The organism is Lysinibacillus sphaericus, from assembly GCF_005217585.1.
GTDB lineage: Bacteria > Bacillota > Bacilli > Bacillales_A > Planococcaceae > Lysinibacillus > Lysinibacillus sphaericus.
Genome location: NZ_SZPT01000002.1, coordinates 1,569,841 through 1,594,628 on the forward strand (window position 1 = coordinate 1,569,841; position 24,788 = coordinate 1,594,628).

General features: G+C 38.6%; 24 protein-coding genes. 6 read left to right on the forward strand and 18 right to left on the reverse strand.

Annotated features, from left to right (window positions below):
• Positions 1–155: 155 nt before the first annotated feature.
• The gene (locus FC748_RS13105) at positions 156–554 is read right to left on the reverse strand and encodes a YlaH-like family protein (RefSeq protein WP_024362187.1); all 399 of its coding nucleotides are present in this window, start codon (positions 552–554) and stop codon (positions 156–158) included.
• 31 nt (positions 555–585) lie between these two features.
• Complete coding sequence (gene typA / locus FC748_RS13110; RefSeq protein ID WP_025218736.1) at positions 586–2,430, reverse strand: translational GTPase TypA; 1,845 nt, start codon at positions 2,428–2,430, stop codon at positions 586–588.
• Positions 2,431–2,571: 141 nt separating this feature from the next.
• Between typA and FC748_RS13115 the strand changes: the two genes are divergently transcribed.
• Complete coding sequence (locus tag FC748_RS13115; RefSeq protein WP_024362189.1) at positions 2,572–2,757, forward strand: DUF5325 family protein; 186 nt, start codon at positions 2,572–2,574, stop codon at positions 2,755–2,757.
• 152 nt (positions 2,758–2,909) lie between these two features.
• Here the strand turns inward: FC748_RS13115 and FC748_RS13120 are convergent, their stop codons facing one another.
• Together FC748_RS13120 and FC748_RS13125 are read right to left on the reverse strand one after the other, a co-directional pair.
• Positions 2,910–4,103 (reverse strand): M20 metallopeptidase family protein, encoded by a 1,194-nt coding sequence (locus FC748_RS13120; RefSeq protein ID WP_108029483.1) that lies wholly within the window; start codon positions 4,101–4,103, stop codon positions 2,910–2,912.
• 12 nt (positions 4,104–4,115) lie between these two features.
• On the reverse strand, positions 4,116–5,642 hold the full coding sequence (locus tag FC748_RS13125) for an AbgT family transporter (protein WP_024362191.1): 1,527 nt from the start codon (positions 5,640–5,642) through the stop codon (positions 4,116–4,118).
• A gap of 146 nt (positions 5,643–5,788) precedes the next feature.
• Here FC748_RS13125 and FC748_RS13130 point away from each other — a divergent pair, with 146 nt between their 5' ends.
• Complete coding sequence (locus FC748_RS13130; protein WP_024362192.1) at positions 5,789–7,087, forward strand: hypothetical protein; 1,299 nt, start codon at positions 5,789–5,791, stop codon at positions 7,085–7,087.
• 52 nt (positions 7,088–7,139) lie between these two features.
• On the opposite strand, the gene FC748_RS13135 is transcribed toward FC748_RS13130, so the two are convergent.
• Positions 7,140–7,937, reverse strand: a complete 798-nt coding sequence (locus FC748_RS13135) for an inositol monophosphatase family protein (RefSeq protein ID WP_024362193.1) — start codon at positions 7,935–7,937, stop codon at positions 7,140–7,142.
• A 333-nt stretch (positions 7,938–8,270) separates the two neighbouring features.
• A complete protein-coding gene (locus tag FC748_RS13140) occupies positions 8,271–8,468 on the reverse strand; it encodes a YkzI domain-containing protein (RefSeq protein ID WP_024362194.1) in 198 nt (65 codons plus the stop codon).
• A gap of 122 nt (positions 8,469–8,590) precedes the next feature.
• On the opposite strand from FC748_RS13140, the gene FC748_RS13145 reads away from it, so the two are divergent.
• Positions 8,591–9,217 (forward strand): YktB family protein, encoded by a 627-nt coding sequence (locus FC748_RS13145; protein ID WP_108029482.1) that lies wholly within the window; start codon positions 8,591–8,593, stop codon positions 9,215–9,217.
• 511 nt (positions 9,218–9,728) lie between these two features.
• Here FC748_RS13145 and FC748_RS13150 read toward each other — a convergent pair.
• Together FC748_RS13150 and FC748_RS13155 are read right to left on the reverse strand one after the other, a co-directional pair.
• Entirely contained in the window at positions 9,729–10,016 is a 288-nt protein-coding gene (locus FC748_RS13150) for a UPF0223 family protein (protein ID WP_024362196.1), read from the reverse strand.
• Positions 10,017–10,037: 21 nt separating this feature from the next.
• Positions 10,038–10,997, reverse strand: coding sequence for an NAD(P)H-dependent flavin oxidoreductase (locus FC748_RS13155; RefSeq protein WP_108029481.1), 960 nt, complete (start codon positions 10,995–10,997; stop codon positions 10,038–10,040).
• Positions 10,998–11,143: 146 nt separating this feature from the next.
• Here FC748_RS13155 and FC748_RS13160 point away from each other — a divergent pair, with 146 nt between their 5' ends.
• Together FC748_RS13160 and FC748_RS13165 are read left to right on the forward strand one after the other, a co-directional pair.
• Positions 11,144–12,613, forward strand: a complete 1,470-nt coding sequence (locus FC748_RS13160) for an aminotransferase class I/II-fold pyridoxal phosphate-dependent enzyme (RefSeq protein WP_024362198.1) — start codon at positions 11,144–11,146, stop codon at positions 12,611–12,613.
• Positions 12,614–12,885: 272 nt separating this feature from the next.
• Positions 12,886–13,482: a class I SAM-dependent methyltransferase gene (locus tag FC748_RS13165; RefSeq protein WP_025218734.1), complete on the forward strand. Its 597-nt coding sequence runs from the start codon at positions 12,886–12,888 to the stop codon at positions 13,480–13,482.
• Between the two features lie 69 nt (positions 13,483–13,551).
• Here the strand turns inward: FC748_RS13165 and FC748_RS13170 are convergent, their stop codons facing one another.
• The 7 genes from FC748_RS13170 to pdhA form a co-directional block, all read right to left on the reverse strand.
• Positions 13,552–14,229: an LrgB family protein gene (locus tag FC748_RS13170; RefSeq protein WP_108029480.1), complete on the reverse strand. Its 678-nt coding sequence runs from the start codon at positions 14,227–14,229 to the stop codon at positions 13,552–13,554.
• A complete protein-coding gene (locus FC748_RS13175) occupies positions 14,222–14,665 on the reverse strand; it encodes a CidA/LrgA family protein (protein ID WP_238600109.1) in 444 nt (147 codons plus the stop codon). Before FC748_RS13175 ends, FC748_RS13170 begins: the two co-directional genes overlap by 8 nt.
• Positions 14,666–14,882: 217 nt before the next feature.
• Positions 14,883–15,665, reverse strand: coding sequence for an SDR family NAD(P)-dependent oxidoreductase (locus FC748_RS13180; protein ID WP_069510347.1), 783 nt, complete (start codon positions 15,663–15,665; stop codon positions 14,883–14,885).
• A 121-nt stretch (positions 15,666–15,786) separates the two neighbouring features.
• Positions 15,787–17,202 carry a dihydrolipoyl dehydrogenase gene (gene lpdA, locus FC748_RS13185; protein ID WP_024362203.1) on the reverse strand — a complete coding sequence of 472 codons (1,416 nt, stop codon included), beginning with the start codon at positions 17,200–17,202 and terminating at the stop codon, positions 15,787–15,789.
• Between the two features lie 5 nt (positions 17,203–17,207).
• Positions 17,208–18,551 (reverse strand): dihydrolipoamide acetyltransferase family protein, encoded by a 1,344-nt coding sequence (locus FC748_RS13190; protein ID WP_108029479.1) that lies wholly within the window; start codon positions 18,549–18,551, stop codon positions 17,208–17,210.
• Positions 18,552–18,598: 47 nt separating this feature from the next.
• Positions 18,599–19,576 carry an alpha-ketoacid dehydrogenase subunit beta gene (locus FC748_RS13195; protein ID WP_024362205.1) on the reverse strand — a complete coding sequence of 326 codons (978 nt, stop codon included), beginning with the start codon at positions 19,574–19,576 and terminating at the stop codon, positions 18,599–18,601.
• Between the two features lie 3 nt (positions 19,577–19,579).
• On the reverse strand, positions 19,580–20,695 hold the full coding sequence (pdhA, locus tag FC748_RS13200) for a pyruvate dehydrogenase (acetyl-transferring) E1 component subunit alpha (RefSeq protein WP_024362206.1): 1,116 nt from the start codon (positions 20,693–20,695) through the stop codon (positions 19,580–19,582).
• Positions 20,696–21,090: 395 nt separating this feature from the next.
• On the opposite strand from pdhA, the gene def reads away from it, so the two are divergent.
• On the forward strand, positions 21,091–21,648 hold the full coding sequence (def, locus tag FC748_RS13205) for a peptide deformylase (protein WP_024362207.1): 558 nt from the start codon (positions 21,091–21,093) through the stop codon (positions 21,646–21,648).
• 261 nt (positions 21,649–21,909) lie between these two features.
• Here def and phnX read toward each other — a convergent pair whose 3' ends face one another.
• From phnX to FC748_RS13220, 3 genes are read right to left on the reverse strand one after another with little or no spacing between them, the layout of a single operon-like run.
• Positions 21,910–22,698, reverse strand: a complete 789-nt coding sequence (gene phnX, locus FC748_RS13210) for a phosphonoacetaldehyde hydrolase (protein ID WP_029747190.1) — start codon at positions 22,696–22,698, stop codon at positions 21,910–21,912.
• Positions 22,688–23,788 (reverse strand): 2-aminoethylphosphonate--pyruvate transaminase, encoded by a 1,101-nt coding sequence (gene phnW, locus FC748_RS13215; protein WP_108029478.1) that lies wholly within the window; start codon positions 23,786–23,788, stop codon positions 22,688–22,690. The genes phnX and phnW overlap by 11 nt, the downstream gene beginning before the upstream one ends.
• 14 nt (positions 23,789–23,802) lie before the next feature.
• Positions 23,803–24,786: an extracellular solute-binding protein gene (locus FC748_RS13220; protein ID WP_024362209.1), complete on the reverse strand. Its 984-nt coding sequence runs from the start codon at positions 24,784–24,786 to the stop codon at positions 23,803–23,805.
• Positions 24,787–24,788: the final 2 nt, after the last annotated feature.

Sequence of the window (24,788 nt, forward strand, 5' to 3'; positions counted from 1 at the left end):
AACATAGATGCACAGCTATTCTTACATAGGTAGATTGCCTAAGACGTAAAAATTTTCTCTATCAAAGAAAAAAAGCCCTAGCAAATAAATGCTAAGACTTTTTTTATGCCCTTAAAACTTAAGGTAAGTTTTATGGTAAAGGAGCCAAGCTACTATCATTGATTGGCAGCTTGTTGCTCTTCTCTTTTTTCTCGCCACATACGTGTTTTGTATACAATCAAAATTAACGCCGCTACGATGAGGCCTTCAATCATAGGTAGGAATAACGCGAAAAATGTCAACATAATACACCCCAAAAATAGGAACACATAAATGACAATATTTTGAGATAGCTTTAACTTTTTTGCAAAGCCTAATTTATAGACAATTGCAGAAAGTACAAAGACAAGAAGAAATACAACATAGCCTGCAACTTCATAGCTTGGTAAATTTTCATATAGAAATCTTGTAATACCAGCCATTCTCCCATAAACCTTTGTTGTTTCCTCTGCATTTGTTGATGCAGCAACTTGAATAACATTTAGTTCACCCAATAAAGCGGACTTTATATCCAAGACTCCCTCTCCCTTTCATATCAGCGGAAAATTATTGTTCAGCGTTTTTTAATTTTTTCGCTGCTTTCTCACGTTCGTTTTTATCTAGAATTTTTTTACGAAGGCGAATTGATTCAGGTGTGATTTCTAAGTACTCATCATCCCCTAAGTATTCAAGCGCTTCTTCTAGAGATAAAATACGTGGTTTTTTAATAACATTCGTTTGGTCTTTATTTGCTGAACGGATGTTTGTTTTTTGTTTCATTTTTGTAATATTTACAGTGATATCGGCGTCACGAGTATTTTCGCCAACAATCATACCTTCGTAAATGTCTGTACCTGGCTCCAAGAATAGTGTACCACGGTCTTCAATCTGCATCATACCATAAGTTGTTGATTTACCAGTTTCCATAGAAACGAGTACACCTTGGTGACGACCACCAATTTTCCCTGGTAATAATGGTTGGTAGCAATCAAACGTATGGTTGATAATACCGAAACCTTTTGTCATCGACATAAATTCAGTTGTATAACCGATTAATCCACGAGCTGGTACTAAGAACGTTAAACGCACTTGACCACTGCCGTTGTTCACCATATCAAGCATTTCACCTTTACGAGTACCAATAGATTCAATAATAGAACCAACATTTTCTTCAGGTACATCGATTTGAACACGTTCGAATGGTTCACATTTAACACCATCGATTTCACGCACGATTACTTGTGGTTTTGATACTTGTAATTCAAAACCTTCACGACGCATATTTTCAATCAGGATTGATAAGTGAAGCTCACCACGACCTGAAACTGTCCAAGCATCTGGAGAATCAGTATCTTCAACGCGTAAAGATACGTCTGTTTGTAATTGCGCACGTAAACGCTCTTCTACTTTACGAGAAGTAACCCATTTCCCTTCACGACCTGCAAATGGAGAATTGTTTACTAAGAAAGTCATTTGTAAAGTTGGCTCATCGATACGTAAAGGCGTAAGCGCTTCTTGATGTTCAACAGGGCAAACTGTTTCTCCTACGTTGATATCTTCCATACCAGAAACGGCGATTAAGTCACCAGCTTTTGCTGTCTCAACTTCTTCACGTTTTAAGCCGAAGAAACCAAAGATTTTTGTTACACGGAAGTTTTTCACTGTACCGTCTAATTTCATCAGAGCAACTTGTTGACCTACTGAAATTGTTCCGCGGAATACGCGACCAATTCCGATACGTCCAACGAAGTCATTATAGTCAAGTAAAGCTACTTGGAATTGTAATGGTTCTTCTGAGTTATCAACTGGTGCTGGGATAGCTTCAATAATTTTTTCAAATAGACATTTCATATTTTCTTCTTGTTTAGATGGATCAGCGTCTAAAGAAGCCGTACCATTTACACCTGAAGCATACACAACAGGGAAGTCTAATTGATCGTCATCTGCACCTAACTCGATGAATAACTCTAATACTTCATCTACTACTTCAAGTGGACGAGCTGAGTCTTTATCTACTTTGTTCACTACTACAATCGGTGTTAACTTTTGTTCTAACGCTTTTTTCAGTACGAAGCGTGTTTGCGGCATACAACCCTCATACGCATCGACAACTAGTAAAACGCCATCTACCATTTTTAAAATACGTTCTACCTCACCACCAAAGTCGGCGTGTCCAGGCGTATCAAGGATGTTGATACGAGTTCCGTTATAGTTGACAGCAGTATTTTTTGCTAATATTGTAATACCACGTTCACGTTCGATATCGTTAGAGTCCATTGCACGTTCTTCAACACGTTCGTTTGAACGGAATGTACCAGATTGTTTTAATAATTGGTCGACTAAGGTAGTTTTACCATGGTCAACGTGGGCGATAATTGCGATATTGCGAAGATCTTGACGTAAGTTTGTCATTATTCCACTCCATATTCTTTTTTCGAATGTTTAACTGTGATATTATAGCACAAGAAGGATGTAAATGTCCTTATTAGAATTTCTATCATTCTAAAAAAATATTTTTAATCACAAATTTACTATAAATTAGGGGGCTCGGTTATGAATCGTGGAAAAATCGTAATGGCCATTTATGCACTAGCAGCTGTGCTAGCAATGTGTTCTATCGGGTATTCAGTAGCAGCAAGTAATATTTGGGGAGTAATAGCAGGTATTGTAGCTACTTGTGTCATTTTTATGACAGCTTTTAAAATGAAGCGTAAACTTCGCGAACAAGGCTTACTTTAATGTTAGTATTTGCACTCTAACTACCTATATGTGTCTAAAAAGAGGCATTGTCCATAATAGACAACGCCTCTTTTTGGCTATATTTCACAACATATTTGTTTAATGTTTAGCTACTATCTCCTCAGCCTGCAAGCAAACAAGTGATGCTTTCATTAATAGTCTTTTGCCAAATAATCTAACGTTGCTTGACCTAAAACATTGGCGGCAATCCGCAATGAACGTTCATCAATATCGAATTTTGGATGATGGTGTGGATACACTTCTTGCCATGCTGGATTTTTTGCCCCAGTAAAGAAAAATGCCCCTGGTATTTCCTCTAAATAGTACGCAAAATCCTCACCACCCATCGTAGGGTCAACAAATTCAACCGCTTCGACATCTGCTACTTTTCTTGCTGACGCCATCACATGCTCTGTTTCTGCTGCATGATTCACCACTGGTGGGTAACCACGACGAAACTCATATTCATAGTCCGCTTTTGTTAAATAACAAGTTGCCTTTAATAGCTCTTCAATTTCACGCTCCAGTAAATCGCGCTCCTCCTCATGGAAGGTACGGACAGTCCCCTTCATATAGACTTGGTCTGCAATGACATTAAAAGGGTTTAACGCCTCAATATGACCAACTGATACTACCGCAGGACGCAATGGATTAATACGACGTGCTACAAGTTGTTGTAAATTTGTAATAAATTGCGCTGCCAGCAAGATGGAATCCTTCGTATCGCTTGGATTTGAGCCATGACCACCCTTTCCTTTAATCTTAATGTAAATGCCATCAGCCGCAGCCATAAATGGTCCAACTGCTGTTTGCACCTTACCAAGTTCTGTTGGTGCCCATAAATGTGTGCCAAATATTACATCGACACCTTCTAAACAGCCATCAGCAATCATTGATTTCGCTCCACCTGGTGCAAGCTCCTCTGCATGTTGATGAATAAAGACAATTGTCCCCGCTAAGTTTTCTTTCATTTGATTTAATGCCTTCGCCAAAATTAATAATGAAGCTGTATGTCCATCATGACCACATGCATGCATGCGCCCTTTTATTTTTGATTGGAATGGCAGACCTGTTTCTTCTGTAATAGCTAAAGCATCAAAGTCTGCACGTAATGCCACCGTTTTTCCTGCCTTAGCACCAACTAACTTCGCTACAACACCGTTACCCCCAACACCTTCACGTACTTCATGCCCTAAAGCACGATGAAATGCAGCAATCGTTTTCGGTGTTTCAATTTCTTCAAAGGAAAGCTCGGGATTTTCATGAAAATGACGACGAAGTTGAATCATTTCCTCTTCATATCGTTTTAATAAATCAACTAACTGCTCTTGCTGTAATACTGCCATTAGTAACACCCCTTATTTTAAGTATATATAATCTCCAGGTCCTAGTGGTAAACCAAGTAGGAACCAAATGGCGAACAGTATAATCCAACCGATTGCAAAGAACACAGAGAACGGTAGTAACGCGGAAATTAGTGTCCCCATACCGATATTTTTATCGTAGCGTTTGGCAAACGATAGCAAAATAGCAAAATACGGTAGCATTGGTGTAATTGGATTGGTAATAGAGTCTCCTACTCGATAGGCCATTTGCGTAACAGCAGGGGAATAGCCTAAGTAAAGGAACATTGGAACGAAAATTGGCGCAAGTAAAGCCCACTTCGCAGAAGCGCTGGCGATAAGTAAGTTAACGAAAGCACATATTAAAACAAATCCTATCATCATTGGTAAACCTGTAAAATTTAATGCTTGTAAAAGTTCCGCTCCTTTAATGGCTAAAATAGCACCGATATTACTCCAGTTAAAAAAGGCAATCATTTGTGAAGCGGCAAATGCTAAAACAATAAATGGAGCCATATCCGCAATCGATTTAAAAATTTTCTCAGCCACTTCCTTGTCATTTTTCACTTCTTTTGCCGCAATGCCATAGGCAAGACCTGGTAAAAGGAAGAAGAATAACATAATCGGCACAATACCTGACATAAATGGTGAATTTAAAAAGCCCCCTGTTTCCGGATCACGTAAAAGACCGTTAGACGGAATGACCGTAAATGCAATAACTGCACTATAAATGACTGTCACCAGTCCTGCCCATCGTAAACCACGCTTTTCTAAAGCAGTTAGCGGTTCTAACATTTCAACCTTGCCTTCAAACTTACCAAAGCGAGGCTCAGTAAACTTTTTGGCAACCCACGTACCAATCCCAATTAGTAAAAATGTCGAAGCAATTAAAAAATAATAGTTCATCGTTGCTCGACCTGTGTAGCCAGAATCTGCAATCTGTGCTGATGATTCCGTAATTCCCAATAACAATACATCAAGCGAACTAATTAAAATATTGGCACTAAAGCCTCCAGCTACTGCGGCATATGTAATAATTAAACCTGCTAGTGGGTTTCGACCAATGCTCATAAAAATCATCGCTGCAATTGGCGGTAAAATAATGAACGCTGCATCGGCAGCTAGATTCCCCACTAAACCTGTGAAAATAATAAATGGCACGATTAATTTTGTCGGAGCTGACAGCACTAGCTTTTTCATTACGGCAGATATAAGCCCTGTTTGCTCGGCTAAACCAATACCAATCATTGTCACAATCACTAATCCCAAAGGAGCGAAGCCTGTAAATGTTGATACCATTTGCGTTAATATTAAAATAAGACCTTCTTGACTTAGCAGATTTTTTACTTGAATAACATCTTCAGTGCCTGGTTGAACTGCTGAAACACCAAACATCGATAATATCCATGATAAAACAAGCACAATACCTGCTAAAATAATAAATAGCGTAATGGGGTCTGGTAGTTTATTACCTGCCTTTTCAATGCTATCTAGCATTCTATCAATCCAAGATTTTTTTACTGTGTCTAAATTTTTTTGCATAAGCCCCTCTCCTTCTCTGTGTTATTCGACTTGTGCTATTCATCTTAATCCTCATTTAAGACATTGATAGCATGTGTCCTTAATACAAAGAAACCATATTTTTAGAATATTTTCAATATTTAATTTATAGTTAAGGAGCTTACTCTATGTATAAAATTAATGTTTTCACCGCTAAACTATCTCTCTCATGGGTAACGCAACTAGAGAAAATCAAGCCATCTTTTTGCCATTTCCATTACCATCCCTACACAGATTTTGAGCATTTAAATGCGCTGCTACAGCAACATTTACTAGCTGGAGATGGTGCACTTTTTAGCGGGCAAATCCCATACTTTTTTTCGCAAACATATTTTCCAAACACGGCTATCCCCATGCTCTATTTTGATATTTCAGAGCGAGATTTTTACCGTGTCTTAACGGAGTTATTTTATGACAATACAATTGCTATGAATCGGATTGCCATTGATTTTTGTTATGAAGAGAATGAATACCTCGGCATTCATGAATGGTCAATCGGTAGACAGCCCTATCTATTTAGTCAAACAATGAACGAGTTCGCAAGCAACGATATTGTTGAGAAGGCTGCTAATTGGCATATTCAGTTACATCGCGACAATAAAGTAGATTTAAGCTTTACGCGCATTGCAGAAATGCGCGAGCGATTGGCACAGCTAAATATACCGTTTATCGCGTTTCACCCATCACTCCATGCTATGCAATTAACATTAGATCAGTTGGTCAATCAGCTTCAGCTTCGACAACTTGAGCAAAATAAAGTAGTCGTTGTCCATATTTTAATTCCGATTGATAAATCCAATATCGATGAATTGGAATATCGACAAATTGCTTTATATAAAGCCATTTTAGATTTTAAGCAACGCTATGCAAGCACCTTTATCGTGCATCGCGAAGCTTCTTATATGGCCCTTATTACAACCTATCAGCAATTTTTAATCACAACCGATGATTATAGCCATTGCCAACTTGTAGATTTTTTAGATGATACATTACAATTTCCTGTAAAAATAGGTTGGGGTATCGGTAACTCTTTAACTGAAAGTCAGAAATACGCAAAAAGGGCTGCTACGCTCTGCTCTTCCAAGGAAACGCAAGGCTATATTATTGAACATGAAAAAGAAATTGGTCCGTTGCTAAACGGGACTTTATTGCAGTTTGATAACGAAAAACAACAGCTCTTACAAAAATTAAGCGTTACCCATGATCTTCCTTTATTACAATTGCAAAAAATCGAGGCTGTTATCGAAAGATTAGCAACAACTATCGTCAATGGCGAACTGCTAAGCAAGCATTTAGGCATTACTGTACGTTCTGCAAACCGCATTTTAAAACAACTGCATGAAAAAAATTTAGCTGTTGAATTACCTAGTACTACTTCCACCACTCGAGGACGTCCGAAAAAATACTATCAGCTCGATTTAAATTAGCGCATACAAAAAACTGTTTAGGAATCAACAGTCCTAAACAGTTTTTTAAAAGTTATACATCATAAGGGACAATATATTTTTCTAATAATTCATGATGAATAGAAGGATTTGCAATAATAAAAGTATCTTGATGTAGTAAATCTACAGTTCGTCCATGTAAATTGGTTGCAATAGCCCCAACTTCATTTGCAATAATTGTTCCGCCGGCAATGTCCCATGGGGATAACCGCATCGATACATAAGCGTCTAATTTTCCACTAACAACAAAGGCAATTTCCATTGCTGCAGAGCCATAAGAACGCGTACCTCGAACTTTACGAATTAGGTCAATGACTTTTTCATGATGTATATGGCGATTGGGTGCAACCCAATGTGCATTAATGCCAATAACGGACTCTTCAATGGTCACAGGTTGTAACTTACGTAACGGTGATGCATTATACCAAGCACCCTGTCCAGCAATTGCATAAAATAAATCTTCGCGCATTACATCATATATGTAACCAAGTTTCCCTATACCATCAATAAATATTCCAATTGAAATCATAAAGTGGCGATGTTGCTTTACAAAATTCATCGTTCCATCAATCGGGTCGATAATCCATACAACGCCATCTAATGACTCCACTTTTTCCCCCATACCCTCTTCGCCTATAATATGATGGGTAGGATCAAAAGATTTAATTTTTTCTATAAAAAACAATTCTGTTTCACGGTCTATATTTGTAACAAGGTCATTCGCATTCGATTTTGTCTCGATCACTAAATTATACGAAAAGGCATTACGAATACGGTTTCCCGCTTCAACAATAATACTTTTTGCAAATTGATCGATCTGCTTTAAATCCATAAAAACCCACCCCTCGAATATAGAAAACATTTACGCCCGTCACACACAACTTGCTTATCTGTGGTATTCAAGCAATAAAACTACCGTAGCTACACACTTTAAACGTACTCTGGTTCTAGACAGTAAAATGGCCTACACACTCTCCACAATAAGAGTGAGCATCATGTACAATGTGACCCTTTAAGAGCTTTGCATGTGTAGCGTCAAATGAAGAAAGATGAAAACTCCATTATCTAACAATGGTATATTGTCTATTTTACCCTTTATAACAACAAAAATCACCTGCTGTCGGAATATTCAGCAAGTGATTTTCATATGGGGGTTAATTTTTTTTTACGCATAGGCGTGCAAACTTTCCAGCTCCATCTGTATTTCAGCTAGACGCTTTTTACTTTTTGCGATTGCACCTTCGTCTTTCTCATTCATCGCTAAGAAGAGTGAGGCTAGCTCATAATCTAATTCTAATTGTAAAATGCGTTCATATTGCTTTTCAATGTCAACTTTACGTATAATTTTTACGACTTGTTTCATAAAAGTCACGTCCCTTTTTTATTTTTTTCAAAACCTTATACGATTCGCTAAAGTTCTTGTTATAAGATTTTTTCCCATTTTTTTAATAAAATAAACCTTATAATCGAAAGGAGTTATTAAAAATGCCTACACTAAAATGGACTAATAAAGATTTTAATGTGTTTCAAATAAATGGTTTAGAACAAAGAATGGATGCCTTAAATTCTTGTGTACGACCAAAGTTCAATAAACTAGGAGAGAACTTCTCTGCTTTCTTTTCCAGTCATCTTGGAGAAGAATTTTACCCCCATGTTGCTAAACACGCCCGCAGAACGGTAAATCCACCAAATGATAGTTGGGTTGCCTTTGCTCCTTATAAAAGAGGCTATAAAGCATTGCCTCACTTTCAGATTGGTCTTTGGAGCACACATTTATTCATCGTCTTTGCTATTATTTATGAAGCACCGCAAAAAAATTTAATGGCACAACGTTTACTAGCCAACAAACCCTTGCTACAACAGCTTCCGAATGATTATATTGTTTCTGGGGATCATATGTCACCAGAGGCAATTTCCATCGAAGACGCGAAAGAAGAAAAACTAGATGAATTGCTTATCCGTCTACGTGATGTTAAAAAAGGGGAATTTTTAGTTGGCCGTCATATTCCACGAGAAGACGCGATAAAATTGTCTGTTAGTCAATTCCAACAATTAGTAGAAGAAACATTCACTGCATTACTTCCAATTTATAAAATTATTCAAGAAAAATAAAATGGCCTATTCATTTTTGAAAATGTGGTATAAAAATCTTACAAGAAATTTATAAGGTTTAACAATTTTGGACGGGGTATTTATCCATTAACCGTTTCTGTAAATTGTAAGCTAAAGGACTGAAGCACTTTCTTTTGAGGTTGTTGAGGATTTTGCACAACAAGAATTATCAATCACTTGTTGTGGCTAAAGTTTTTTCTATAGCCTTGAGCTATGTCAGTGTATATTATTGGAAAATCCAAAATCTGTGAACATTTTTAAATAAATTGATATTGCTGTAGTTTATGCAGACAACTATAAATTAACACCATAATGCTAGTGAATTCTTAAGAAGAATTATTATTTTAACATATCATTATAAATAGTAAGCTAGCAAAATCCGCTTTGCTTTCAACGGGTACAAATATTCACAATCCATTATGTACATCTGTCCAGAAGGCAGGGCGGGTTTGTTTTTTTATAAAAAAAGCATGCTAGAGTATTCCCTAGCACACTATTTCCAAGCCAATGTTTAACGTCTTTGCTTTGGTACAACTTTGATTATCGTACCATCAACCGCTTCTTTTGCTTGCTTCACTACTGGATAGCTAACATATCCACTAGCATCTTCGAATTCACGGAAAATGGTTTTTTCCTCTGCTTGTGAAGGCACAATTTCTTTAAATCGACGATATTTTGCCAGCATCACTTCACGTTTAATGCCCTTTTCATACGCAAGTTCAATGCCTTCAAAAAATTTTACAACATCGACAATTTCTTCTGTTGACCAATCAATTGAAAACGGATAAGAATATTCCATTTGAACGTAACCACCTTTACATTAGTGTCCCCATTTTACCCGGATACTTTCCGCTTCTGCAACCATTCTTGTAATTAGCTCGTCCACTGTTGGGATATCATGGATCATGCCCGTCACTTGTCCTGCCCAACCAATACCAGCATCCTTTTCTCCATCGTAAATAAAACGTTTATTGGCACTGCCACTAATATAGTCTTTTAAAGCCTCATAAGTAGGCGTTTCACGCTCTATTTCTAAAATTTTTGCTGTGAAGTCACTCCGTAACGCGCGTGCAGGCGCCCCAATAGAGCGTTTAATCACCGTTGTATCTGCCTCAGAACTCGCGAGTAATACGTCTTTATAGGCTTGCGAGGCATCCACACATTCCTTCGTCGCAATAAAGCGTGTGCCCATTTCAATGCCCTCTGCACCAAGTGCATGTGCGGCCATCCAACCCCGACCATCGCCAATGCCACCAGACGCAATCACAGGAATTTTTACACTATCGACCACTTGAGGTACGAGCACCATTGTCCCAACGTCATCACGCCCAAGATGGCCACCACCTTCTTGTCCAACAACCATCACTGCATCTGCCCCTAGTTCTTCAGCTTTCTGAGCCTGTCTACGGGCTGCAACAAGCACTAGCTTTTTAATGCCTGTTCCTGCGAGTAAATCAAAAATCGGTGCGGGATTACCGCCTGTCATTGTGACAACAGGTACATTTTCTTCAACAGCAACTCGCACCATATCTTCATAGCCTGTGCCATGCATTCCAATGGCAAAATTTACACCAAACGGCTTATCTGTTAATGTTCTTAGTTTTTGTATCTCTGCACGCAATAAGTCTGGGTCGCGTAAACTCATCGCCGTTATTTGCCCTAAACCGCCAGCATTTGACACAGCTGCTGCTAAATCAGCATATGCTAAATAGGCTAATCCCCCCTGGATTATTGGATATTTAATCTTTAATAGTTCGGTAATACGTGTCTCCCATTTCATCGAATCTCTCCTTTCGTTCCATACTATCTTCTCGTAATCACGAAAAAATCCTTTTATTTTTTTAATTAAAGTCTATTTTTTCATGTCGTTAGGTGCTATAATTCATTTGTTTTCTTAGATATTATAAAAGTGAGGTGGTACCTGCGTTGTCACAATTAGAGACTCCATTGTTCGACGTATTACTAAAACATCGGAACAGACATCCAATTCAGTTCCATATTCCAGGCCATAAGAAAGGGCACGGTATGGATCCTGCTTTCCGAGAATTCGTCGGCGACAACGTTTTATCAATTGATTTAATCAACATTGCTCCACTAGACGATTTACATTCACCAAAAGGTGCTATCAAGGATGCGCAAGCACTGGCAGCAGAAGCCTTTGGTGCTGATCATACATTCTTTTCCGTTCAAGGTACTAGTGGCGCCATTATGACGATGATACTGACCGTCGTCGGTCCAGGTGATAAAATTCTAGTACCACGGAATGTTCATAAATCCATTATGTCAGCGATTGTTTTCGCTGGTGCAATTCCTATTTTTATTCATCCTGAAGTAGATAGTGAATATGGCATTTCTCATGGTATTTCGGCGGAAGCTGTAGAAAAGGCTTTAAATGCTTATCCGGACGCCAAGGCTGTCCTTGTTATTAATCCAACTTATTACGGCTTCTCTGCGGATTTAAAACGCATTGTCGAAATTGTCCATCGCCGTAATATTCCAGTCGTTGTCGATGAAGCACATGGCGTGCACATTAAATTCCATGACGAGCTACCATACTCAGCAATGGAAGCAGGCGCGGATATGGCTGCAACAAGCGTACATAAGCTTGGAGGCTCCATGACGCAAACTTCAATTTTAAACGTACGTGAAGGACTAGTTTCAGCTAAGCGCGTACAAGCAGTCTTTTCTATGCTGACAACAACATCAACATCCTACCCATTACTTGCATCGCTCGACACAGCTCGTCGTCAGCTTGCAATTCATGGCTATGATTTAATTGGGGATGCACTACGTTTAGCAAAAGATGCGCGTAAACGCATTAACCAAATTCCACATTTAAAATGTGCAGGTAAGGAAAAGCTTCACTCGTCCGCAACATACGATATGGACCCACTAAAACTGTTAATTAGTGTAAAAGATTTAGGCATATCAGGGCACCAAGCTGAGGAATGGCTTCGTCACAATGCAAATATTGAAGTAGAGTTATCGGACTTATACAATATTTTATGTTTAGTGACATTAGCAGATACGAAAAAAGAAATTAATCTTCTCATCAATGCTTTAAGCCGTATGTCAAAAGCTTTTGATTCAGAAGCTGCTGTTACTGAAACAGTTGTCAATGTACCTGAAATTCCAGCACTTGCAATGTCACCTCGTGATGCTTTTTATGCAGATACAGAAGTAGTCCCTCTTGCAGAAGCAGACAATTGTATTTGCGCTGAATTTATTATGGTCTACCCACCTGGAATACCTATTTTTATTCCCGGGGAAATAATTACACAAGAAAATATTCGTTATATTCAAATGAATATTGAAGCTGGTTTACCAGTTCAAGGACCCGAAGATACAACATTACAAACAATTCGTGTTATTAAAGAACGCAGAGCAATTATTTAAAAAACAAAGCTACCTCTTCATTTTAGAAGGGGTAGCTTTTTATAGTTGAATCATACAGTTGTAAGCATTCTTACATAAAATACCTTTATTTTACAAACCTGAAATCCCCATTCTTTTTCTATCCCTATATTTACACTCTTTCATTCTATTAGTTAAATTCTATTGCATTGCTTTCATCAAATTGAAAAAGATTGTATTAATAATTGTATAAAGCAAAAAAATAGCTTATGTGCTGTCCTTTACTTACAATATTTATAAAGGGAGTGAATTGTATGAATACATGGGATGAACGATTTAACACAATTGAATACGTCTATGGCGAACAGCCAAATGCGTTTATAGAAAACTATGTAGAATTTTTAGAGGGGTATGTTAATGTTGCCGCATATGCTGAAGGAGAAGGTAGAAATGCCGTTTATTTAGCTTCTAAAGGGCATGTGGTAACGGCTTTTGATTATGCAAAAAGCGGTCTTGAAAAAACAGCACAGTTAGCAAAAAAGCATGGCGTTACTGTCAACACACAACTGCAAGATTTACTGCAAGATGAACTACCAGTAGAAACATTTGACGCTGCCGTGATGGTATTTGGTCATTTTCCCGCAGAACAGCAACATGCCGTTTTTCAACGCATCGTCAATTCGGTTAAACCCGGCGGTCGTATTATGATGGAATTATATTCCACGTCTCAATTATCCTATGCAACAGGCGGTCCACAAAATATTAATTTCCTATATAATCCAGCATCGGTGCTTATGTGGTGTCAGCCCTATAAAATTATTCATTTCTTTACCGGTGAACAAATACGCCATGAAGGTACTCTACACACAGGACTTGCACATACCATTCAATTAATCATTGAAAAAAGTTAACTATGCTTGTGTCAAGCGAAAATGCTAGCACCCTTTACAAGCCCATTATGCCTTGTAAAGGGCTTTCTTTTATAAAAATAGATAGACAAAGAGTGGACAGAGAAAAGCTCCTATAATCGCTGTTAACCCCATAGAAAGCGAACCAACCGATAATTCTTGCTCACCATAATCTCTTAGTTTTACAAGCCCAACACCGTGCGAGGCACTTCCTACTGCTACACCTCTACTGACAGCAGAATCAATTTTTCCATATTTCAATACGAATGGCCCAATAATAGCGCCGACAAAACCTGCAATCATAACAAAAACCGCCGTTAAAGGAGGAATTCCGCCAATCGTTTCACTTACCTGCATGCCAACAGGCGTTGTTAAAGATTTAGGTAACGCCGTCAGCATCCAATTTTCTTTAACACCGATCCATTTGAGCATAACAAAAATGGTTACTAATCCAGTTATCATCGCTAATATGATACCGGATAAAATAGAAACTTTATATTTCATAATGATGGCTCTCTGATTATAAAGCGGGTAGGCAAGTGCAACAACAGCTGGCCCCAACATTTTTTGTAGCCATTCTCCTCCTACCATATAGGTTGAATATGGAATATTAAAAACAAGTAAGATAGCTGCACTGACAATAGTTGTCGTCACTAATGGAATTATTAATGGATGGGGAAACCGTTGATACAGCTTTGTAAATAATATAAACAGTCCAATTGTACCAAGTACAACAATAAGTTCAATCAACAAATAATTCTCCCTTCCCCTCTTCAATAGTTACTGCTTGTTCTTTCTTCGCTACTTCTCTTTTTTCAATCAGTTGGGTGAGTATTCCCGTTACATAAATAGCTATTAATGTACTAGCAATAACCGCCAAAATAATCAGCAGACCCGTTGTTGACATCAGTTCTGGATAATCAATAATACCAACAGTTGCTGGAATAAAGAACAATGTTAAAACGCCAATTAAAAAGCCAGCACCATCTTGAATGTATTCTACTTTCATTAGTTTAAAATTGAGTAAAAGTGCCAATAACAGTAAGCCAATTACACTTCCTGGAAGCGGAATGTGTAAGTAAGACACAATGCCCACACCGATGTAATAAAAAATATTAAGTATGCAAATTTGGACAATAATACGAACAACTCGCATCAATATCATAGTAAAATTTTCGTTCATCATTTCGCCACCGTTCCCCCCTGTTACGCTTATTCTACAACTGAAGGAATTTTCTGTCTATTACAATTTTAGAAAAATAATAGAAAAAAGAGTCAACCCAAACACGAATGAGTTGCTCCCTTGTGTACAAAATCCGCTTAACTGCGCACTTTTTCTATATTTACGCTATTGCAATAATTTAAATAAAAGGTACTAAATATAACGACATACTTGTCGCTCCCTATAAGGCGTGCCCAGAACCACCGTCAATATTTACAGCTGTCCCTGTTACATAGCTTGCTGCATCTGACACTAAGAAAGTAATGACATTAGCTGCTTCTTGCGTTTCCCCTACACGACCTAGCGGAATAGATTGACCAACTTTACGAGAGTAGTCATCCCACGAAAGATCTTGTGCTTCTTTTTTCCATAACTTCTCAATTTGATCACTTCGAATTAAACCAATACACACTGAATTCACACGAATATTATCTTTTCCTAAATCTTTGCTCATAGCCTTCGTTAAAGCGAGTCCAGCTGCTCGACTAACAGTAGTAGGAAGTGAACTTGCAGGAGGCGTTTTAGCCATTACTGCCGTTACATTAACAATTGCACCGCCGCCTACCTTTCGCATATAAGGCACAGCATATTTAGAGCAATTGATAGCACCAAACACTTTTAAATCGATATCAGCTTGCCACACTTCACTGCTGACCGTTTCAAACGGATTAGCTGACGCTGTGCCTGCGTTATTAATCACAATATCTACGCGTCCATAATGCTCCACAGTACGTTCTATAAGCCTCTTACAGTCTTTTTCCTTCGTAATATCCGTCGGTACAATTAAGACTTCCTCGCCCGTTTCATTTTTAATGCATCCAGCGGCCACCTGTAGCTGTTTTTCACCACGTGCACTAATTACTACCTTTGCACCTTCTTTTACTAGCTGCATCGCCGTATAATAACCAATCCCTTTACTTGAACCAGTAATAATTGCTACTTTTCCCTTTAAGCCTAATTCCATTTCGCCCCACCTCTATGTTTTCAAATAGTTATTTACTAGTTTTACTGTATCAAAGTTAGTAAAATTATACAAAAAAACGACTATAAAGCGAACATGCTTTATAGTCGTTTTATATGTTCAATTATTTTTTCGCTACAATATGGATTGGGTTGCCTAGTAATACTTCAGCAGCTTCCATTGTAATTTCACCTAATGTTGGGTGAGCATGAATTGTTAACGCGATATCTTCAGCAGTCATACCGCCTTCGATTGCTAAGCCCATTTCAGCGATCATATCAGATGCACCAGCACCTACGATTTGAGCACCAATTAATAAGCCATCTTCTTTACGCGCAACTAGTTTCACGAAACCTTCTGTTTGGTTTAATGCAAGCGCACGGCCATTTGCTGCGAATGGGAATTTCGCTGCAGTATATTCAATACCTTCAGCTTTTGCTTGATCTTCGTTATAACCAACTGTTGCCATTTCTGGATCAGTGAAGCATACAGCAGGAACAGCTAGATAATCTACGATTGATTTCTCGCCAGCGATTGCTTCAGCAGCCACTTTACCTTCATACGAAGCTTTGTGTGCAAGCTGAGGACCTGCTACGATATCACCAATTGCATAGATGTTTGGAATGTTTGTACGGCATTGTTTGTCAACTTTAATAAGGCCACGTTCGCCGAATTCAATGCCAACACCTTCAAGACCCATTTCATCTGTATTTGGACGACGACCTACAGTTACTAATACATAATCAGCTTCAACTTTTTTCTCTTCTCCGCCAACTTCATACGTAACAACTACGCCGTTTTCTGTTTCTTCAACGCCTTTAGCAGATGCGTTTACTTCAATTTCAACGCCTTTCTTTTTAAGGCCTTTTTTCACGATTTGTGTCATTTGTTTTTCGAAACCAGCAAGAATATCTTTGCCACCTTCGATAATTGTTACTTGTGAACCTAGGTTTGCATAAGCTGAGCCTAGCTCTGTTCCAATGTAACCTCCACCGATTACAACTAATTTACTAGGTACTTCTTGTAAAGAAAGTGCGCCAGTAGAGTTTAGTACACGCTCAGAGAATTTAAACGTTGGAATTTCAACTGGACGAGAACCTGTTGCAATAATAACATTGTTAAATGTATATGTTTGAGCAGATTCACCATTGATGATACGCACTGAATGAGCGTCAACGAAATACGCTTCACCTTGTACAATTTCAACTTTATTTCCTTTAAGTAAGCCTTCAACACCGCCAGTTAATTTCTTAACAACACTGTCTTTAAAAGCTTGCGCTTTTGAAAAGTCTAATTTCACATCAGAAGCGATGATACCCATGTCATCTGAATGTTTAGCATGCTCAAAGCGGTGACCCACTGAAATTAATGCTTTTGATGGAATACAACCTACGTTTAAGCACACACCACCAAGTACATTTTTTTCAACGATTGTTACTTTTTGGCCAGTTTGAGCTGCACGAATTGCTGCTACATATCCTCCAGGACCTGAACCAATGACAAGAGTATCTGTTTCGATTGGGAAATCTCCTACTACCATTTTTGTTACGCCTCCATTAATAATAATTCTGGCTCACTTAACAAACGCTTTAAGTGATTTAAAGCATTTTGCGCAGTGGCTCCATCGATCATGCGATGATCAAAGCTCAATGATAATGCTAACACAGGTGCAGCTACAATTTCACCATTTTTTATTACAGGTTTTTCAGAAATTCGACCAATACCTAAAATCGCTACTTCAGGGTGGTTAATTACTGGCGTAAACCATTGGCCACCTGCAGAACCGATATTCGTGATAGACATGGAAGCGCCCTTCATTTCATGCGGAGCAAGTTTACCATCTCGCGCTTTTGTCGCTAAGTCATTAATTTCATTTGAAACTGCAAATACTGATTTGCGATCTGCATGTTTAATAACTGGAACTAATAAACCTTTTTCTGTGTCTGCTGCAATACCGATATTGTAGTAGTGCTTTTGAATAATTTCTTGTGTTGCATCATCTAAAGAACGGTTAAATTCTGGGAATTCACGCAATGTTGAAATAAGCGCTTTTACTACGTATGGTAAATACGTTAATTTTACACCTTTTTTTTCAGCAATATCTTTGAATTTTTTGCGATGTGCTACAAGAGCTGTTACATCAACTTCATCCATTAGTGTAACATGAGGTGCTGTTTGTTTCGAGTGAACCATTGCCTTGGCAATCGCCTTGCGAATACCAGACATTTTTTCACGTGTTTCTGGGAAGTCTCCTTCAAGAACAACTGGCGCAGCTTGGGCAGTTTCTTGTTGAGCAACTGCTTCTTCATTTGCCACTGGAGCTTCTGCAGCTTGCACTGCTCCACCACCATTTAGGAAATTCTCAATATCTTCCTTTAGAATACGACCGTTTTTACCAGTACCTGACACTTCATGAATATTTACTTCATTGTCTCTTGCAAATTTACGAACAGAAGGCATTGCAATAATACGTTTTGTACTATCTGCTGTTTCTTGTTTTACAGCTACTTGCGCTGTTGCTGGAGCTTTTGGTGCTTCTTCTTTAGCAGGCGCTTTTGCTACATCCTGACCAGCTTCAGCCGTTGACTGAACTTGTGCCTCCGTTTTCGCCTCTGCATGATCGTCACCTTTAAGTTTTAAATCTTCGTAGCCTGGAGCATCTAAACGGATTAATACATCGCCAACAACAGCAACTGTACCTTCTCCTACTAAGATTTCCTCTACTTTCCCTTCAACTGGTGAAGGAATTTCTACAACTGCTTTATCGTTTTGTACTTCACAAAGAATATCGTCTTCTTTGACAGTATCCCCAGCTTTAACGAACCATTTTACAATTTCGCCTTCGTGAATACCCTCGCCAATATCCGGTAATCTGAATTCAAATGCCATGTGTACCCATCCTTTCTCTTTGCTTTTCTTCAAATATGCAAACTACATTAAAATGTTAAGACTTTTTTCGCTGTTTCCATTACATCTTTATAGTTCGGTAACCAAACACCTTCAGCTTGTGGGAATGGGTACACTGTATCTGGTGCTGCTACTCGAAGTACAGGTGCTTCTAAACTCAAGATAGCTCGTTCTGTAATTTCAGCGACAACATTCGCAGCAATACCTGCTTGTTTTTGTGCCTCTTGAACAACGATTGCTCGGCCTGTTTTCTCAACTGACGCAATGATTGTTTCAATATCGATTGGTTGAATTGTACGTAAATCAATAACTTCTACAGAATGCCCTTCTTTTTCAAGTTCTTCTGCTGCTTTTAAGCTTTCATGTACCATTAAGCCATATGCAATAATTGTTAAATCTTTACCTTCACGTTTTACATCTGCCTTACCTAATGGAATTTCATATGCTTCCTCAGGTACTTCTTCGCGGAATGAGCGATATAATTTTAAATGCTCTAAGAAAATGACTGGATTGTCATTGCGAATAGAAGAAATAAGTAATCCTTTAGCATCGTAAGGTGTTGATGGTACAACGACTGTTAAGCCCGGCTGTGCCGTCATTAAACTTTCTAAGCTATCTGAGTGCATTTCTGGTGTATGCACACCGCCACCAAATGGAGAACGGATTGTAACAGGTGCATTATATACACCACCGCTACGGTAGCTTAAACGAGCTAATTGTCCACTGATTGAATCCATCACTTCATAGACGAAGCCGAAAAACTGAATTTCTGGAACTGGTCGGAAACCTTGAAGCGAAAGACCGATTGCTAAGCCACCAATACCTGACTCTGCTAATGGTGTATCGAATACACGATCTACACCAAATTCTTTTTGTAGGCCTTCAGTTGCACGGAAAACCCCACCGTTGACGCCTATATCTTCCCCGAATAACAGAACGTTTTCATCATTCTTTAATTCTGTGCGAAGCGCATCTGTAATTGCTTGAATCATCGTCATTTGTGCCATAGCTTATTTCGACTCCTTCTCTTTGTAGATTTCATACTGTTCTTTTAAATTCGAAGGCATTTCGCCTTTGTACATATTTTCCATTAACTGTGTTACTTTTTGCTTTGGTGCAGCATCGGCTTTTTTAATTGCGTCTTTAATTTCTTCTTTCGCACGCTCAATAACAGCCTCTTCTTTTTTCTCATCCCATAGTCCTTTACCCTCAAGGTATTTACGGAAACGAACTAACGGGTCTTTTTGAGCCCACTCGTTATCCGTGTCAGACGTACGGTAACGTGTTGGATCATCCCCCGCCATTGTATGTGGACCATAACGGTAACACATTGTTTCGATAAACGTTGGACCCTCACCATTGATTGCGCGCTCACGTGCATCACGAGTAGCAACGTACACTGCAAGTGCATCCATACCATCTACTAAAATACTTGGGATACCTGCTGCAACACCTTTTTGTGCAATTGTTTTTGCAGCTGTTTGTAATTCACGCGGTGTAGAAATTGCGAATTGGTTATTTTGTACGATGAAAATGGCAGGTGATTTAAATGCACCAGCAAAGTTCATTCCTTCGTAGAAATCACCTTGTGATGACCCACCATCACCTGTATAAGTAACTGCTACAGCTTTTTTACCTCGTTTTTGCATACCAAGTGCCACCCCAGCAGCTTGGATAAATTGTGCACCAATAATGATTTGTGGTGGTAAAACATTAACACCTTCTGGGATTTGATTGCCCTCGAAGTGACCACGTGAGAATAAAAATGCTTTATCTAACGGTAAACCATGCCATACAATTTGTGGTACATCACGGTAACCTGGTAAAATCCAATCTTCTTTTTCTAATGCAAAGTGAGAAGCAAGTTGTGAAGCTTCCTGACCAGCTGTTGGTGCGTAGAAGCCTAATCGACCTTGACGGTTAAGAGAAATGGAACGTTGATCTAAAATACGTGTATAAACCATACGCGTCATTAACTCAACTAACTCTTCATCTGCTAATTTCGGATCTGCCTCTTCATTTATAATTTCGCCTTCTTCGTTCAAAATTTGAAACATTTCAAACTTTTCTTCGATTTCAGTTAGCGTTTGTTGTGGATCAAAAATATTATTGTTTTTTTTGCTCATTTGTCACATCTCCCTTTCAACTGTATTAAAATAAATCACTTTCAAACTAGTACAACTTATTCTTAGGACTCAGTATACTGAATAAAATACAGTCGGTCAATCATATATTACGCCTTATACCAAAGAATTTTTCTACAAAAACGTTAAGAGTAGACTGTCCTATACTGTATCACTAATAATAAAAATCTGTATTACAACAACTTCCTTTAAGCGCTCAAACATTACGTTTCTCTAAATAATGACCAATAGTAGAATACCCCAGTTTTCTGTAATCTAATAGCTACACAAAAATTTTTTAAGTTTATTCAAATAAAGTCTTTTTTCATGTGCATGTTTTAATGCGTGATGTATACTTATAAATAAGGTAATACAAAGATTGAAAGGAAGATTCTCACATGATTTTAATGGATGATATAATTCGCGAAGGCCATCCGACACTCCGCACTAAAACAGAGGAAGTTCAATTCCCTTTAACTGATGAAATAAAACAGCTTGCTACAGATATGCTACAGTTTTTAATTAACAGCCAAGATCCTGAAATTGCCGATAAATATGATTTACGCAGCGGGATTGGATTAGCTGCTAACCAAGTAAATAGTCTACATCGCATGTTTGCCCTTCACTTAAAAGATGACAAAGGAGAACAATTGAGCTTTATCGCAATCAATCCGAAAATTGTTAGCCACTCTGTTGAAAATACCTATTTGCCAACTGGCGAAGGTTGCTTATCTGTTGATCGCAATGTCCCTGGTTATGTGCCACGCCACGCACGTATAACCGTGAAATTTAAAACAATGGACGGCGAAGAGAAAAAAATGCGTCTAACCGGCTTGCCAGCTATCGCCTTCCAGCATGAATTAGATCATTTAAACGGCATTATGTTTTATGATCGCATCAATGAAAAAAATCCATTTGCTGAAATTCCAGACGCTGTTCCATACGAACGCGACTAAGACTCACTAGTAGCTACGACGGATGCTTTCCGCTAGCACACACGTAAGCGCCTACCATCGCTGTCGCGCGGTCTGTTGCGTCTTACATTGCGTGCTTTCCCCCAGGAGTCTACGTGGATTTTTACTTGGCAAGTCATAAATACATGGCTAGCACGGAGATTGAATTAGTGCCTGACACTTACTCTTATATGCATAGCAAAAAGTGTTAGATTGATTGCAGTCAATCTAACACTTTTTCGCTTTTATTCTATCTGCTATCTTTTAAACTAATCGCGCATTAATCGTCTCAATTAATGCCGGCAGTTCACGCATTGTTTGAATCGTATAGTGTGCACCCGTTTGTTCAAAAATAGCTTTTGTTTTTTCAATAACGGCTTGTTGTTCTTCATCAGATAGACTCATAAATTCTTGTTCCGTTAAACCCATTTCAGAACTTCCGACTATAACGCCAACAGCCCAAACTCCGGCATTTAATGCCTCTTGTATATCTGACGTAGTATCCCCGACTTTAACGACTTGCTTCGTCGCTTTCACGCCAAGTTCTTCTAAATTTCTGAAAATCATATATGGATAGGGACGTCCCTTATCTCCTATATCAGTCGGTGTAACTAAAAAATCAGGCTTGTATCCTTTCTCAGCAGCGTGATGTGTCACGACTTCCATCATAGCGGCAGTATAGCCTGTTGTGGAGCCAATGCGTATTCCGGCTTGTCTTAATTGTTGAACCGTTTCTTTCACATGTGGAATCGGGTCCGTATACTTAGCAAGCGATGCCATTAATTTCGTTTCAAACTGCGAATACAGTGCCTGTACATCTTGTTCTGTAAATGAACGGCCATACACACGTGCCCATGCCTCACTCACTCTTGGCATCTCAAGCATCGTCCGAATATGGTCAATTTTCAACATGCCCATCGGTTTGCGTGCTTCTTCTAGTGTCACCGCAACACCTGCATCTTCAAAAATAGTAAGAAATACATTGACAGGTGCAAAACAACCAAAGTCAACCGCTGTACCTGCCCAATCAAAAATTACCGCTTCAATTTTCATTATTTTTCACCGCCATATAGTTTTCAATAACATTACATAATGTAGTCATATCTTCCTCATGAACATCCCCTATATTACCGATTCGGAATGTATCAAATTCAGTTAGCTTTCCAGGATAAATAACAAAGCCTGCTTGTTTCATTTCATGATAGAAATGCTCGAAAGAAAATCCTTCATATGGATATAAAAACGTCGTGATAATCGGTGATTGCATTTCCGCTGAAATATAAGCTTCAAAACCACAGCGTGATAATCTTTCACGCAATAGTTGATTATTTTTAGCATATCGTGTGTAGCGTGCCGCAACGCCACCTTCTTCAGCAAGTTCCTCCAACGCCTTTGCAAAGGCCGCTACAACATGTGTTGGTGATGTAAAACGCCATTTCCCGTCTTCACTCATCACTTCCCATTGTTTGTATAAATCTAATGCTACACTCTTGGCTTGTCCTTTACATTTTTCTAACGCTTCTATTTTCGCAACAACAAATCCAAAACCTGGCACGCCTTGAATACATTTGTTAGCACTACTGATTAAAAAATCAATTTGCATATTCGATAAATCCATTGGCACGCCACCAAAGCTACTCATTGCATCTACAATAAATGTTTTATTAAACGATTTTACAACTTTGCCTATTTCATCAATAGGATTTAATATCCCCGTTGTCGTCTCACAATGGACAATCGCGACATGCGTAATAGCAGCATCTTTTTCAAGTATAGCTTGTACTTCTAAAGGTGATGGTTGCTCATGATACGGTACACTGTAAACAACATGCTGTAATTGAAGGACTGTTGCCATTTCTACGATTCGTTCCCCGTACGCTCCATTTGTAATAATGAGTACCTTATCTGCATTTCCAATAGCAGTTGTCAGAACCGATTCAACGACAAAGCTCCCACTTCCTTGCATTAAAATAGCTGTATAGTCTGTATCATTAACCTGCGCTATCGCCACTAACTGTTTGCGTATTTCTTGTGTAACTTGCTTGTAGTCGTCATCCCATGTACAGCGATCCACTAGCATCTCTTTTTTTACTGCTTCTGTAGTTGTTAGTGGACCGGGAGTTAATAATTTGTAGGTATTCATATTGTTAGGCTCCTTTATTGTTGTGCTTCTTTAAAGAATGTTTGATGTTTTTCTAATAAATCGACAGTTAAAGTCGTATCCCATTTTTTTAAGTATTTTGGAACATATTTTTCCTCTACTTGCTCGCCTTCATAAAGTGCTACAGGATATTGTTTTAACAAATCTGCTCGCGCCTCAGTCGCAATGACCTTTGCTATTTCACTCGCCAATGCCTCGTCCCCTTCTTTATCTACAACGGCAACAGATTCTGTTAACGTGAAGTTACCTTCCGTTGGGTCAATATAGTCGATTGGTAAGCCCTCATTTTTGGCATCAATTGCTTGAATACGTAAGCCAAACCCTGCTGCGACTTCTCCTGTTTTCACCTTTTTAATAGGGCCAGAACCAGAACTTTCAATATGCGGTCCAGCATTTTTAATTAAATCTGCTAATACTTGCTTTCCTTCTTTTTCGCCATATTCACTCATAATCGCCTGTACTAATAGCCAGCCAGTAGAGGAGTCTAAAATATTTGGAAAAGAAACTAAATCTTTATATTCTGGCTTCGTTAAATCTTTAATTGTTTGTGGCACAGGTAGCCCTTTTTGCGCCAATAAATCTGTATTGATAAAAATAGACCCGACATTCCCTAAAATCGGTAATGCATAAGTTGAACCACCATCTAACGGCTTTAACTCAGAAGTTAGTTCGACAAACATTGATTTAGATGTTTGAGCACTTTCGATAAAGTAAGAAGCCATTGTTACCACATCCGCTTCAATATCCTTACCCTCTGCCATCATTTTCCCACCTAATTCAGATGTACCGAATGATTGGATAATATACTTTCCTTCATACCCCTTTTTATCGAGTGTGGTTTGCATTACTTCAATTGCTTCATCATCAGCATTAGAATAGATAATAACTTGATCCTTCGTATCAGCCTCCGCACCTCCACACGCTGCTAATACAATTGCAGAACTAACCGTTCCAAACATCATGACTGTCGACTTTTTCATCA

What these genes read in the sequence shown, in the direction of transcription:
- typA (WP_025218736.1), bottom strand. Translation starts at nt 2,430, where the DNA reads ATGACAAACTTACGTCAAGATCTTCGCAATATCGCAATTATCGCCCAC.
- FC748_RS13115 (WP_024362189.1), top strand. Translation starts at nt 2,572, where the DNA reads ATGAATCGTGGAAAAATCGTAATGGCCATTTATGCACTAGCAGCTGTG.
- FC748_RS13120 (WP_108029483.1), bottom strand. Translation starts at nt 4,103, where the DNA reads ATGGCAGTATTACAGCAAGAGCAGTTAGTTGATTTATTAAAACGATAT.
- FC748_RS13125 (WP_024362191.1), bottom strand. Translation starts at nt 5,642, where the DNA reads ATGCAAAAAAATTTAGACACAGTAAAAAAATCTTGGATTGATAGAATG.
- FC748_RS13130 (WP_024362192.1), top strand. Translation starts at nt 5,789, where the DNA reads ATGTATAAAATTAATGTTTTCACCGCTAAACTATCTCTCTCATGGGTA.
- FC748_RS13135 (WP_024362193.1), bottom strand. Translation starts at nt 7,937, where the DNA reads ATGGATTTAAAGCAGATCGATCAATTTGCAAAAAGTATTATTGTTGAA.
- FC748_RS13140 (WP_024362194.1), bottom strand. Translation starts at nt 8,468, where the DNA reads ATGAAACAAGTCGTAAAAATTATACGTAAAGTTGACATTGAAAAGCAA.
- FC748_RS13145 (WP_108029482.1), top strand. Translation starts at nt 8,591, where the DNA reads ATGCCTACACTAAAATGGACTAATAAAGATTTTAATGTGTTTCAAATA.
- FC748_RS13150 (WP_024362196.1), bottom strand. Translation starts at nt 10,016, where the DNA reads ATGGAATATTCTTATCCGTTTTCAATTGATTGGTCAACAGAAGAAATT.
- FC748_RS13155 (WP_108029481.1), bottom strand. Translation starts at nt 10,997, where the DNA reads ATGAAATGGGAGACACGTATTACCGAACTATTAAAGATTAAATATCCA.
- FC748_RS13165 (WP_025218734.1), top strand. Translation starts at nt 12,886, where the DNA reads ATGAATACATGGGATGAACGATTTAACACAATTGAATACGTCTATGGC.
- FC748_RS13175 (WP_238600109.1), bottom strand. Translation starts at nt 14,665, where the DNA reads ATGATGAACGAAAATTTTACTATGATATTGATGCGAGTTGTTCGTATT.
- FC748_RS13180 (WP_069510347.1), bottom strand. Translation starts at nt 15,665, where the DNA reads ATGGAATTAGGCTTAAAGGGAAAAGTAGCAATTATTACTGGTTCAAGT.
- lpdA (WP_024362203.1), bottom strand. Translation starts at nt 17,202, where the DNA reads ATGGTAGTAGGAGATTTCCCAATCGAAACAGATACTCTTGTCATTGGT.
- FC748_RS13190 (WP_108029479.1), bottom strand. Translation starts at nt 18,551, where the DNA reads ATGGCATTTGAATTCAGATTACCGGATATTGGCGAGGGTATTCACGAA.
- FC748_RS13195 (WP_024362205.1), bottom strand. Translation starts at nt 19,576, where the DNA reads ATGGCACAAATGACGATGATTCAAGCAATTACAGATGCGCTTCGCACA.
- pdhA (WP_024362206.1), bottom strand. Translation starts at nt 20,695, where the DNA reads ATGAGCAAAAAAAACAATAATATTTTTGATCCACAACAAACGCTAACT.
- def (WP_024362207.1), top strand. Translation starts at nt 21,091, where the DNA reads ATGATTTTAATGGATGATATAATTCGCGAAGGCCATCCGACACTCCGC.
- phnX (WP_029747190.1), bottom strand. Translation starts at nt 22,698, where the DNA reads ATGAAAATTGAAGCGGTAATTTTTGATTGGGCAGGTACAGCGGTTGAC.
- phnW (WP_108029478.1), bottom strand. Translation starts at nt 23,788, where the DNA reads ATGAATACCTACAAATTATTAACTCCCGGTCCACTAACAACTACAGAA.
- FC748_RS13220 (WP_024362209.1), bottom strand. Translation starts at nt 24,786, where the DNA reads ATGAAAAAGTCGACAGTCATGATGTTTGGAACGGTTAGTTCTGCAATT.